At 64.1% G+C, this 12,320-nt stretch carries 9 protein-coding genes; 3 read left to right on the top strand and 6 right to left on the bottom strand.

Going from position 1 to position 12,320, the window contains the following annotated elements; translation table 11 throughout:
- Positions 1–9: 9 nt before the first annotated feature.
- The 6 genes from fdhD to apbC all read right to left on the bottom strand — a co-directional run bounded on the left by fdhD (position 10) and on the right by apbC (position 7,788).
- Entirely contained in the window at positions 10–918 is a 909-nt protein-coding gene (fdhD, locus tag C8C98_RS14945) for a formate dehydrogenase accessory sulfurtransferase FdhD (RefSeq protein ID WP_121454916.1), read from the bottom strand.
- Entirely contained in the window at positions 915–1,211 is a 297-nt protein-coding gene (locus C8C98_RS21915; RefSeq protein ID WP_199726675.1) for a hypothetical protein, read from the bottom strand. Before C8C98_RS21915 ends, fdhD begins: the two co-directional genes overlap by 4 nt.
- On the bottom strand, positions 1,208–3,556 hold the full coding sequence (locus C8C98_RS14935; protein WP_121454915.1) for an FdhF/YdeP family oxidoreductase: 2,349 nt from the start codon (positions 3,554–3,556) through the stop codon (positions 1,208–1,210). Before C8C98_RS14935 ends, C8C98_RS21915 begins: the two co-directional genes overlap by 4 nt.
- 154 nt (positions 3,557–3,710) lie before the next feature.
- Positions 3,711–5,390 (bottom strand): OFA family MFS transporter, encoded by a 1,680-nt coding sequence (locus tag C8C98_RS14930; RefSeq protein WP_121454914.1) that lies wholly within the window; start codon positions 5,388–5,390, stop codon positions 3,711–3,713.
- 182 nt (positions 5,391–5,572) lie between these two features.
- The gene (locus C8C98_RS14925; protein WP_121454913.1) at positions 5,573–6,517 is read right to left on the bottom strand and encodes a LysR substrate-binding domain-containing protein; all 945 of its coding nucleotides are present in this window, start codon (positions 6,515–6,517) and stop codon (positions 5,573–5,575) included.
- Positions 6,518–6,696: 179 nt separating this feature from the next.
- A complete protein-coding gene (gene apbC, locus C8C98_RS14920; RefSeq protein WP_099740523.1) occupies positions 6,697–7,788 on the bottom strand; it encodes an iron-sulfur cluster carrier protein ApbC in 1,092 nt (363 codons plus the stop codon).
- A 313-nt stretch (positions 7,789–8,101) separates the two neighbouring features.
- On the opposite strand from apbC, the gene C8C98_RS14915 reads away from it, so the two are divergent.
- From C8C98_RS14915 to metG, 3 genes are all read left to right on the top strand, one after another.
- Positions 8,102–8,659 carry a restriction endonuclease gene (locus C8C98_RS14915; protein ID WP_121456289.1) on the top strand — a complete coding sequence of 186 codons (558 nt, stop codon included), beginning with the start codon at positions 8,102–8,104 and terminating at the stop codon, positions 8,657–8,659.
- A gap of 147 nt (positions 8,660–8,806) precedes the next feature.
- Positions 8,807–10,057, top strand: coding sequence for a patatin-like phospholipase family protein (locus C8C98_RS14910; RefSeq protein ID WP_121454912.1), 1,251 nt, complete (start codon positions 8,807–8,809; stop codon positions 10,055–10,057).
- Positions 10,058–10,110: 53 nt separating this feature from the next.
- Positions 10,111–12,210, top strand: coding sequence for a methionine--tRNA ligase (gene metG, locus C8C98_RS14905; protein ID WP_121454911.1), 2,100 nt, complete (start codon positions 10,111–10,113; stop codon positions 12,208–12,210).
- The last annotated feature ends 110 nt before the right edge of the window (positions 12,211–12,320 follow it).

Genomic DNA, 12,320 nt, shown 5'->3' with positions numbered 1-12,320 from the left:
CAGTCCTTTTTAAGCGCCAGCAGCGTACAAAACGGCCCGTGGCGAGCGGCACAAGCCCCACAGGCGGACACCAGCCAGCTCGGCCAATTGCACCCCTGTGGCTGTGGGGGCGGATATGGTGGCCAGGGCGCTAATGCCCACGCGGGCGCACTTGCGCACCAGCTCATGGCTGCCACGGCTGGTGAGCACGACAAAGCCGGGCTCCTGCAAGCACCCATCGCGCGCCAATCCGCCAATGAGTTTGTCCAGCGCGTTGTGGCGCCCCACGTCTTCGCACACGGCCAACAGCGCCCCGTCCAGGCTGGCCCAGCCGGCGGCGTGCAAAGAGCCCGCCTGGGCGTTGACCCACTGCTGCTGCTGCAGTGCGTCAAAGGCGCGCAGCACCGTGGCGGCATCGACTTGCGCCATCCAAGGTTTGGCGGGCAGGCGCTCCGGGGTCATGTCCAGCGCGGCCAGGCTTTCCACGCCGCACACACCGCAGCCTGTGCGGCCTGACATGCTGCGGCGGCGCTGCTTCAGACGCTCAAAGCAGCGCACAGAAATGTCCATGCGCACCTCGACGGCCGAGACACCGGGCGGCAACACTGCCGTCGCGCCATCCACGCAATGCACCTCCATGCCACGGCAATCGTCAGCGCGGTCCAGAATGCCCTCGCTCAACGCAAAGCCCAAGGCAAACGCTTCCAGTTGGTCCGGCGTGGCCATCATCACGGCGTGCGATACACCGTTGAACACCATGGCCACAGGGACTTCTGCCGCCAACCAATCTGGGCGCTGCGCACCGTCTGCGGGCAAGCCCGCTTCGCCAAACACGCGCACCGTGCGCTCATGCACCACGGGCAGGGCCAATGCGGCCTCGGCATCGTGGGGTAGGCACGCCAACCCGGCCTCTATGCCCATGCCCATCTGCGCGCTCATACCAGCTCCTGCACTGGCGGCGCGCCCGGTGCGTCGGCAACCAGGGCGGCAGCCTCCAGACCGTGCGGGGTGATTCGCGCCACCCAGCGTCCATCTTCCTGGCGCAGATCCACCCACCCTGGCCCTGCCTGTCCGCCAATGGACGCAGAGCCCATGACGGCCAGTTGGCGCATGAGCACGCTCCCGCTCTGCCCCAATTGCTTGCCCAGGCGGGGCAAAGACACGGGGGTCTGCTCGGCCGCCAGCATCTGCAAAATCTGGCAGGCCAGGGGATCGGTGGGTCTGTGCGTCAAGCCAACGCCCCTGCAGCGGCGCCCGTTGCGCCACTCTCGGCCCCTGCATCTGCGTCGATTGCAGCCAAATGCCGTACCAGCACCACCGGAATGGATTTGGAGGTAGGCGTTCCGGCAAGGTCGGCCACCGCCGTCAAGGGCACCAACGGGTTGGTCTCGGGGTAGTACGCAGCCAAATTGCCGCGAGGAATGTCATACGCCACCAGCTTGAACCGATCCGCCCGCCGTTCTTGCCCATCGCTCCACAGCGTCTGGATGTCCACCCAGTCGCCGTCCTTCATGCCCAGCTCGCGAATGTCCTCGGCATGTATGAACACCACGCGGCGCTGGCCATAGACCCCACGGTAGCGGTCGTCCATGCCGTAAATGGTGGTGTTGTACTGGTCGTGCGAACGGGTGGTGAGCAAGGTGAACACCACCGTGTCGCGCACCCGCTCGCGCGCCAGATGCGAAGGCGTATCGCGGGGCACAGGGTGCGTGTAGAAGCTGGCCTTGCCCGAAGCCGTGGCCCATACCCGCTCGCTGGCCGTGTTGCGCAGCCTGAATCCGCCAGGCGCTGCGACACGGGTGTTGAAGTCTTTGAAATCGGGGAACACCTGCTCTATCAGGTCGCGGATGCGGCGGTAGTCTTCCACCAGCCACAGCCAGGGCGTGTTGCTGCGCCCGCCCAACGTGGCCGCAGCCAGCCGGGCCACGATGGCAGGCTCAGACAACAGGTGCTCCGACGCTGGTGGGTTGATGCCCATAGAGAGGTGCACCATGCTCATCGAGTCCTCCACCGTCACACCCTGCGCGCCACTGGCCTGCATGTCAATCTCAGTGCGGCCCAGGCACGGCAGGATCAACGCCTCGCGCCCATGCACCAGATGGCTGCGGTTGAGCTTGGTGGTGACATGCACGGTGAGGTCGCAGCGCTGCAGGGCTTTCCAGGTTTCGTAGGTGTCTGGCGTGGCGGCGGCAAAGTTGCCGCCCAGCGCAAAAAACACCTTGCCCTGCCCCGCCAGCATCTGGCCAATCGCCTCCACCGTGTCCACACCGGGTTTGCGCGGCGGCTCAAAGCCAAACACATCGCGCAGCTTGTCCAGCAAGGCGGCGGGCGGCTTCTCCCAGATGCCCATGGTGCGGTCGCCCTGCACGTTGCTGTGGCCGCGCACCGGGCAAGGCCCCGCGCCTTCGCGTCCCACATTGCCGCGCATCATGAGCCAGCTCACGATGGCCTGGATGGTGGCCACGGAATACTTGTGCTGCGTGATGCCCATGCCCCAGCAGGCGATCACGTTCTTGGCACCGATGTAGATGTCGCCCGCCGCACGGATCTGCGCCTCGGTCAGGCCCGACTCCTGCTCCAGCAGCGCCCACGACTCGGCCCGCAAGTCGGCGGCCAGTGCCTCAAAGCCCGTGGTGTGCTCGGCAATGAAAGCGTGGTCCAAAACCCCGCCGCGCTGGTCTTCCTGCTCCAGCACATGCTTCATCATGCCTTTGACGGCTGCAAAATCGCCGCCCACGCGCAACTGAAAGTAGTGCGTGCTGATGGGCGATGAGCCCAGGGTTGCCATCTCCATCTTGTTTTGCGGGTCGGCAAAGCGCTCAAGGCCCCGCTCGCGCAGGGGGTTGAAGCTCACGATGCGCGCACCACGCTTGTGGGCGTCGCGCAGTTCGGCCAGCATGCGTGGGTGGTTGGTGCCAGGGTTCTGTCCAAAAATGAAAATCGCGTCGGCGCACTCAAAGTCGTGCAGCGTGACGGTGCCCTTGCCCACCCCAATTTGCGGGCGCATGCCACTGCCGCTGGGCTCGTGGCACATGTTCGAGCAATCAGGAAAATTGTTGGTGCCGTACTGGCGCACGAACAACTGGTACAAAAACGCAGCCTCGTTGCTGGCGCGGCCCGAGGTATAAAAAATCGCCTGATTCGGATCTGGCAGCGCGTTGAGATGGCGTGCGATCAGCGCAAACGCGTCATCCCAGGCAATGGGCTGGTAGCGGTCTGAGGGCGCGTCGTACACCATGGGCTGCGTCAAGCGCCCCTGGTCTTCCAGCCAGAAGTCGCTTTGCGTCTGCAGATCGGCCACGGTGTGCTGGGCAAAAAACTCCGCCCCCGCGCGGCGCTCGGTGGCTTCGGCCGCCACGGCCTTGGCACCGTTCTCACAAAACTCGAAGGTCGATGCGTGGTTGCGATCGGGCCAGGCACAGCCGGGGCAGTCAAACCCATCGGGCTGGTTGGCCGACAGCAAGGTCTTCGCGCCCTTGAGGGGGATGTCCTGGCGAAGCAGCGTGTTCTTCACGCTGTTCAAAGCGCCCCAGCCACCGGCTGGGCCTTTGTAAAACTCAATTTTTTCTTGTTTCATCGCCGACTCCCGGACTGAACGAAAACCCAAAGGCGCTGCAGCAGGCCCCGCCCAAGGCGAGGAACCTGCTGCGCGCCCACATCACTGCTTGTACTGCCACCTCAGCGCGATGGCGGGCACCTGCAAACAGCGCCCACGGCTCGCGCGAGGTTATTCACTGAAAGAACTTGGCTGCGCTCAACAGTGTCTTGTAGGTACCCCAGGCAAGCGGCAAGCCCACCGCCAGCCAGGCCAGCACCACCACAGCGGTGCTGGTGCGCTCGGCGCTGTTGCCACCCACGCCCACTTCGGCAGCCACGGCCTTGTCGTGGGCCAGTTTCTTCTCGTGGGCCAGCTCGGCATCGGTCATGAAGTGCTTGTCGGCCACGGGGCGCACCAGCAGGTTGGCAATCAGGCCTACCACCAGCATGCCCACCAGGATGTACATGGTCTGGTTGTAGACCTGCTCGCGCGGAATGCCCAGGCCCAGTTGGTACTCACGCATGTAGTTCACCACCACCGGGCCCAATATGCCCGCCGTGGCCCACGCGGTCAGCAAGCGGCCATGGATGGCGCCCACCATTTGCGTGCCAAACAGGTCGGCCAAGTAGGCGGGCACTGTGGCAAAACCACCACCGTACATCGACAAGATGACGCAGAACGCGCCCACAAACAGCAGCTTGCTGCCCGCACCGGCCGACGAAGGAATGCTGAAATACAGCAAACCGCCCAACACGAAGAACACGGTGTAGGTGAGCTTGCGGCCCAGCTTGTCTGACAGGCTGGCCCAGAAGAAGCGGCCGCCAATATTGAACAGCGACAGCAGTGCGGTGAAGCCACCGGCCACAGCAGCGATGGCAGCCAGCTCTTCCTTGCTCAGCTCGGTGAACTTCTTGCCAATGCCCACCAAACCGCCGCCAAACACTTCTTGCAGCATGGGGCTGGCCATGCCGATCACGCCAATGCCGGCCGACACGTTCATGCACAGTACCACCCACACCAGCCAGAACTGGGGAATGCCCCACACCTTCTTCACATGCACATGGCGCTGCGTGATCATGGCGTTGGCCGTGAGCGTGGCCGGCGGCGTCCAGCCCTCAGGCTTCCAGCCGCTGGGTGGCACGCGGTAGCCCAGGGCACCGGCCATCATGAAGGCAAAGTACACCAGTGCCATGACCACAAAGGTCTGCATCACGCCCGCATCAGTGGGAGTAGCAAAGAACTTCATCAGCTCCACCGCCAGGGGCGAGCCAATCATGGCACCGCCACCAAAGCCCATGATGGCCATACCGGTGGCCATGCCCCGGCGGTCTGGGAACCACTTGATCAGCGTGGACACGGGCGAGATATAGCCCAGCCCCAGCCCAATGCCGCCGATGACGCCCGAGCCCAGGATCATCATCCAGAACTGGTGGGTGTGGATGCCCAGGGCCGAAAGCAGCATGCCGCCGCACCAGCACACGGCCGACACCACCCCGGCCTTGCGGGGGCCCGCACGCTCGAGCCAGCCACCCCAGATGGCCGCAGAGCAGCCCAGGAACACAAAGAACAGTGTGTACATCCAGCCCAGCGTGGCCACGGTCCAATCGCACTGCGTGGTGAACAACTGGGTGAAAAAGCCCACGTCCTTGCCGCAGGCCGCACCGGCGCCGGCCGTTTGCAGCGCCTTGGACAGCGGCAGCCAGAACACGGAAAAGCCGTAGGCCATGCCGATACACAGGTGGATGGCCAAGGCTGCTGGCGGCACCAGCCAACGGTTAAAGCCAGGGCCGGCAATGATGCGTTCTTTGCTCAGAAAACCTGGCGCGGCCGAGTCATCCTGAGTCAAAGGCACGCTTGCTGTAGAAGCTGTCATGTATTCCCTCTCCCTTTCGCGCCAATACGGCGTTGTTTCTTGATGCAAATCAAAATCAGGAGTGGAGTTTCAGTACAGCGGCAACCGGGCGTCAAATTAAATCAAAGCATCGCTTGATTCATACGGCGAATGTATGCAGCACGGTGCATAGCCAAGTTTCCCAGTAACGGCCCAAGCACGGGCTAGTGCGCCAGGTCTCCACAGTGGTCGCTCAACTGCGCTTGCCACTCGGGGGATTCCAACAGCGCCAGCGCCGCCTCCAGCGCCCGCGAAGTGCGGGGCCCGCGTTGGGTCATGAAGCCAATGGGAGTGCGCACATCAGGCCCCACCAGGGGCAGCGCCTCCAGGCCGCGCTCGCTGCGCACGGCAGCCACCATGGCGCTGGGCAAAATGCTGCACACCTGGCCCGCCGCCACGCTCAGCACCAGGGTCAGCACCGAATTCGTCTCAATGGCTGGCACCACAGGTGCACCCGCCTCGCCCAGGGCCTGGTCGATGATGAAACGGTTGTGCATTTCTGCCGTCAGCAGGCACAGCGGCAACTGCCCTGCATCGCGCCATGCCATGGGCGCCCCGATGCGCAGGTGATCGGGGGCAGGCTCGGCCGCCCGGCGCAGCAGGTAATAGCGCTCTGTGCACTGCGGCCAGGACCGCAGGCTGGCACGCTGCGCCTGCATGCGCTCGCTGTAACCCACCGCCAGATCGATGGAGAGATCTTCCAGCCCCTGCTCCAGCTCCAGCGAACTCATCGACAGCACGACCGAGGCGATGCCTGGGTGGCGGGCCTGCAGCAGCGCCGCAAAGCGTGACAGCACCGGCACCGCCGTGGGGGTAGATGCCATGCGCAGGCAGCCACGGGGCATGTCCTGCAAGCTGCTCAGTTCCTGGCGCAACACCTCGCTCTCGCGCAGCATGCGCTGCGCGGTGGTGAGCACCGCCTGGCCTTCGTGCGTGAGCCCCACATACGCGCGCCCCCGCTGCACGATGACCACACCAAACTCTTCCTCCAGCGACCGCAGGGCGTTGGAGAGCGCGGGCTGCGTGATGTGGCAGGCCTGCGCTGCCCGGCCAAAGTGCCGGTGCTCGTGCAGCGCCACCAGATAGCGCAGGGACGCGAGCAGGTTCATGGGGTTACGCCTTGCCTGCGCACAAAGAGGGAGCGCGGCTTGCCCACCCAAGCCATGGGGTCAGCAACCCCACCACAGGGACCTCTTGCAAGGGCGATCCGCTCATAGATTCAAAGGCTTTTAGGCCGCTAGCACCCTACCAATAAGCGCAAGCAGCTATAGATTCAATAGCAAAAAACTCAGGTGTTCTTGCTGATTGAGATGGTCGGGAATTTGTTGGAAAAGTCCTTGGCCTGCTGGGCGATCTTCACCGCCACGTCACGGGCCACCTTCTTGTAGATCTGGGCGACTTCGCCATCGGGGTCGGCCACCACGGTGGGCTTGCCGCTGTCGGCCTGCAGGCGGATGCTCATGTTCAGCGGCAGCGCACCCAGGTAGTCCATGCCATAGTCGGCGGCCATCTTCTTGCCGCCGTCGGCGCCAAAGATGTGCTCCACATGGCCGCAGTTGCTGCACACGTGGGCCGCCATGTTCTCGACGATGCCGAGGATGGGCACCCCTACCTTCTCAAACATCTTGATGCCCTTCTTGGCGTCCAGCAGGGCAATGTCCTGCGGCGTGGTCACGATCACGGCGCCCGTCATGGGCACGCGCTGGCTCAGGGTGAGCTGGATGTCGCCGGTGCCAGGGGGCATGTCGATGATGAGATAGTCGAGGTCCTTCCAGTTGGTCTGGCGCAGCAGTTGTTCCAGCGCCTGCGTGGCCATGGGGCCGCGCCAGATCATGGCTTCGTCCTGGTCCACCAAAAAGCCGATGGACATGACCTGCACGCCGTAGTTCTCCAGCGGCTCCATGGTCTTGCCGTCTTCGCTCTCGGGGCGGCGGTTGATGCCCAGCATCATGGGCTGGCTGGGGCCGTAGATGTCGGCGTCCAGCACGCCCACGCTGGCACCCTCGGCGGCCAAAGCCAGGGCCAGGTTGGCGGCCGTGGTGCTTTTGCCCACACCGCCCTTGCCCGAGGCCACAGCGATGATGTTCTTGACCTGGGGCAGCAGTTGCACGCCGCGCTGCACGGCATGCGCGATGACCTTGGTGGTGATGTTGACCGACACGTTGTCCACCCCGGCCACGCCCTTGGCGGCGGCCACCAGGCTGCGGCGCAGCTCGGGCACCAGGCTCTTGGCGGGGTAGCCCAGTTCCACGTCAAACGCCACGTCGCCACCGGTGATCTGCACATTGCGCAGGGCGCGCGTGCTCACAAAATCCTTGCCCGTGTGGGGGTCCAGCACGCTGGAGAGTGCGGCCAAAAGGCCCTGTTCGGTGACTGCCATTCAAATAACTCCTGTGGGGGCCGCTAGTCTATCCAAGAGGCTTTCACTGGTTTTTACTGGGGGCAAGGCACCTTCATATTCCATTTCCAAATCATTCCTGACTAGGCGCGAAGCCGCAGACAGTGCTGAAGCACGGCAAGGCGAAGCAACAACGTCAGGGGTGATTTAGAAATGGAATTAGGTAGCCGAAACACCGTTGCAACCACACCAACGTGCCCGCCACCCCCTGCGCCTGCACGACAATGCGCACCCATTGCCCCTGTTGCCTGCATCCCCCCCAACGCCTGAGCGAGACGCCACCGTGAAATTCAAGATGTCCGAAAACTCCCTGTTTGCCCTGCTGCTGCGCTCGCCGTGGTGGATCAGCTTTGTGCTGGTGGCGGCCATTGCACTGGTGTCCAGGGCCTTGCTGCCTGCGGAATACTTTGTGCTCGGGGCGCTCAGCGGTTTTCCGCTGTTTGTGGTGGGCTGCATAGCGGCCTGGCGGCAGCTGCGCGCACCCAGCGCGGCCAAGGTGCAGCAGATGCTGGACAGCACCCAGTCCATGCCCTGGAGCGCCTTCTCCCAGGCACTCACCCACGCCTGGGTCGGTCAGGGGTTTGACGTGAATGTGGCGTCCAAAGGTCCGGTGGACCTGCGACTGACCAAGGGCGAACAGACCATTTTGGTCAGCGCCAAGCGCTGGAAGGCCGCCACGCACGGCATCGAGCCCCTGCGCGAGCTGTACAACGCCGTGCAGGCCCAAAACGCCCAGGGCGCCCTGTATGTAGCAGGCCAAGGCAGCGTGAGCGAAAGCGCCGCCCTGTTTGCCCGCGACCACGGCATCACCCTCGTGCAAGGCCCCGCCCTGGCGGCACTGTTGCTCGGCTGAGACAAGTCCCCACGCAGTGGCGCACCATGCCACTGCATCTACGGGTTTTCACAAACCAAAGCGGGGGCCCTGCGCAGCACACTTTGGGCATCCCGTTCGCTGTAACGGCCCACGGGCAGACCCGCTTGCACACCAACGGTTTTCGACATGACCCACCGCGCCCCGCCTGAGCCCCCCCAAACCCCGTCCACCGGCCTGCTGCTGACCGGCGGCGGCGCCCGCGCCGCCTACCAGGTGGGCGTGCTCGAAGCCATCGCCGACCTGCGCCAAGCCTGCGGCGCGGGGCAGCAGCCCAACCCCTTTCCCATCATCACCGGCACCTCGGCCGGGGCCATCAACGCAGCGGCGCTGGCCTGCGGGGCCGACAACTTTGACCGCGCCGTGCGCCGCATTGCCCGCGTGTGGCGACAGTTCCACGCCAGCCAGGTGTACGGCGCCGATTCACTGAGCGTGATGCGCAGCGGCGCGCGCTGGCTCACGCTGGTCTCGCTGGGCTGGGCCCTGGCCCGCTGGCGTCGCATGCGGCCCAAATCGCTGCTGGACAACTCCCCGCTCGAAAAGCTGCTGGTCAAGATGGTGCCCCTGGTGCGCCTGCCGCGTCTCATCCGCAAGGGGCACCTCAAGGCGCTGGCCGTCACGGCGTCCAGCTACAGCTCGGGCGAGCACGTCACGTTTTTTGAGTCGGCCGAGGCTGTGCAGCCCTGGGTGCGCTCGCAGCGCAAGGCCGCGCGTGACCGCATCACGCACGAACACCTGCTGGCCTCCTCGGCCATTCCGTTCATCTTCCCGGCCAAAGGCATCGAGGTGGACGACCACGTCGAGTACTTTGGCGACGGCTCCATGCGCCAGTCCGCTCCCATCGCGCCCGCCATCCACCTGGGGGCAGAGCGCGTCCTCGTCATCGGCGCCGGGCGCATGCACGAGCCCAAGGGCGACACCGCCGCCAACCCTACGACCAACTATCCAACGCTGGCGCAGATTGCGGGGCACGCACTGTCCAACATCTTTCTGGATGCGCTGGCGGTGGATGTGGAGCGGGTGCAGCGCATTAACCAGACCTTGTCGCTCATCCCTGAAGAAAAACGCACCCACAGCAGCCTGCGCCCCATTGAGCTGCTAGTGATCGCCCCCTCGCAGCGGCTGGACGCCGTGGCCGCCCGCCACGTGGGCGACCTGCCAGGCCCTGTGCGCACCATGCTGGGCGCCTTGGGAGTCACATCGAACATGGCCGACGTGCGCGGCGCGGCGCTGGCCAGCTACCTGCTGTTTGAAGCAGGCTACACCCAGGAGCTGATGGCCCTGGGCCGCACCGACACCCTGGCCATGCGCGCCGAGGTGTGCCGGTTTTTTGGCTGGACCGACACGGGCGCTGAAGTGACCACCCAGGCACACCGGTAACTCGGCTGGCACTCGCCTAAAATCGCGGGTTCCGCCTGAGAAAGTGTCCTCCCATGTCGTCCTCCGCCCGCAAACTCTTCGTTACCACCGCCCTGCCGTACGCCAACGGCAACTTCCACATCGGCCACATCATGGAATACATCCAGGCCGACATCTGGGTGCGGTACCAGCGAATGCAGGGCAACGCTGTCAACTTCGTGGGTGCCGACGACACGCATGGCGCGCCCATCATGATTGCCGCCGAAAAGGCAGGCAAAACGCCCCAGCAGTTCGTGGCCGACATTGCTGCGGGCCGCAAGCAGTACCTGGACGGCTTTCACATCAGCTTTGACAACTGGCACAGCACCGACGCGCCCGAAAACCACGAACTGGCCCGCCAGATCTACCGCGACCTGCGCGACCGCGCAGACGGCTCGCTGATTGAAGTGCGCACCATCGAGCAGTTCTTCGACCCCGAGAAGAACATGTTCTTGCCCGACCGCTACATCAAGGGCGAATGCCCCAAGTGCCACGCCAAGGACCAGTACGGCGACAACTGCGAAGTGTGCGGCTCGGTCTATGCGCCCACCGACCTCATCAACCCGTTCTCGGCCCTGTCAGGCGCCAAGCCGGAGCTGAAGAATTCGGAGCATTTCTTCTTCAAGCTGTCGGACCCACGCTGCGTGGAGTTTCTGGAGAAGTGGACACAAGACGGCAAGCTGCAGCCCGAGGTGGCCAACAAGATCAAGGAATGGTTCACCGTCCGCACCAACCCCGACGGCACCACCAGCGAAGGCCTGGGCGACTGGGACATCAGCCGCGATGCGCCCTACTTCGGCATCGAGATCCCCGACGCGCCAGGCAAATACTTCTACGTGTGGCTGGACGCCCCCGTGGGCTACCTGGCGTCGCTGAAGAACCTGCTCGAAAAGCGCGGCGAAAGCTACGACGCCTACATGGCCGACCCGGCCATGGAGCAGTACCACTTCATCGGCAAGGACATCGTCACCTTCCACACGCTGTTCTGGCCCGCCATGCTGCACTTCAGCGGCCGCAAGACGCCCAACAACGTATTCGTGCACGGCTTTTTGACCGTGAACAACGGCGAGAAGATGAGCAAGAGCCGCGGCACCGGCCTGGACCCGCTCAAGTACCTGAGCCTGGGCATGAACGCCGAATGGCTGCGTTACTACTTGGCCGCCAAGCTAAGCGCGCGCAATGAAGATATCGACTTCAATGCTGAAGACTTCATGCTGCGCGTGAACAGCGATTTGATCGGCAAGTACGTGAACATTGCCAGCCGCGCAGCGGGCTTTTTGACCAAGCGGTTTGAGGGCAAGCTGACCAGCGAGTTCGGCGCCACCGGCACGGCTTTGCTGGCAGAGGTGCGCGGTGCGCGCGACGCTATTGCCCAGTTGTACGAAAGCCGCGAATACAGCAAGGCCACGCGCGAGATCATGCTGCTGGCCGACAAGGTCAACGCCTATGTGGACCAGAACAAACCCTGGGACCTGGCCAAGAACGCCGACAACAACGAAGCCCTACACCAAGTCTGCTCGGTGCTGATCAACACCTTTGCGGCGCTCACGCGCTATCTGTCGCCCGTGCTGCCTGGACTGGCACAGGCGGTGCAGGCTTTTGTGGGGGTGGATATGCAACGCTGGGATGTGGCGGGCGATGTGCAGGCCATCCAGCCCTACAACCACCTGATGCAGCGCGTAACCCCTGAGCAGCTTGAAGCATTGTTTGAGGCCCCGGCACAAGCAGAACAGGCGCCAGCAGCTACAGAAACCGTAGCAACCAGTGCCCATCCCGGCGGCGAAGAACTCGCTCCCACCATCACCATCGACGACTTCACCAAGATCGACCTGCGCATTGCGCTGATCGTGAACTGCGAGCCGGTGGAAGGTTCGACCAAGCTGCTGCGCCTGACGCTGGACGTGGGCGAGGGCCGCACGCGCAACGTCTTTTCAGGCATCGCCAGCGCCTACAAGCCAGAAGACCTGATCGGCAAACACACCGTGATGGTGGCCAACCTAGCCCCGCGCAAGATGAAGTTTGGCGTGAGCGAAGGCATGGTGCTGGCCGCCAGCCATGGCGACGAGAAGGCCAACCCCGGCATCTACGTGCTCAACCCCTGGCCCGGCGCCACGCCCGGCATGCGCGTGCGCTGATCGCCAGCGATTGGATCAGGCGACAAGGCCCTCATTGCGAGGGCCTTTTTTCTTGCCCCAAGAGACCGGCAAGTACCCGGCGGATATCGCTGCTCATTCCATTTCTAGAG

This window comes from Acidovorax sp. 106, from assembly GCF_003663825.1.
Classification (GTDB): domain Bacteria; phylum Pseudomonadota; class Gammaproteobacteria; order Burkholderiales; family Burkholderiaceae_C; genus Acidovorax.
This window is presented reverse-complemented; position numbering and strand designations above follow the sequence as displayed.

Bases quoted from the DNA above. Each gene is read 5' to 3' on its own strand.
- metG (WP_121454911.1), top strand. From the start codon at position 10,111: ATGTCGTCCTCCGCCCGCAAACTCTTCGTTACCACCGCCCTGCCGTAC.
- apbC (WP_099740523.1), bottom strand. From the start codon at position 7,788: ATGGCAGTCACCGAACAGGGCCTTTTGGCCGCACTCTCCAGCGTGCTG.
- C8C98_RS14925 (WP_121454913.1), bottom strand. From the start codon at position 6,517: ATGAACCTGCTCGCGTCCCTGCGCTATCTGGTGGCGCTGCACGAGCAC.
- C8C98_RS14935 (WP_121454915.1), bottom strand. From the start codon at position 3,556: ATGAAACAAGAAAAAATTGAGTTTTACAAAGGCCCAGCCGGTGGCTGG.
- C8C98_RS14915 (WP_121456289.1), top strand. From the start codon at position 8,102: ATGTCCGAAAACTCCCTGTTTGCCCTGCTGCTGCGCTCGCCGTGGTGG.
- C8C98_RS14910 (WP_121454912.1), top strand. From the start codon at position 8,807: ATGACCCACCGCGCCCCGCCTGAGCCCCCCCAAACCCCGTCCACCGGC.
- fdhD (WP_121454916.1), bottom strand. From the start codon at position 918: ATGAGCGCGCAGATGGGCATGGGCATAGAGGCCGGGTTGGCGTGCCTA.
- C8C98_RS14930 (WP_121454914.1), bottom strand. From the start codon at position 5,390: ATGACAGCTTCTACAGCAAGCGTGCCTTTGACTCAGGATGACTCGGCC.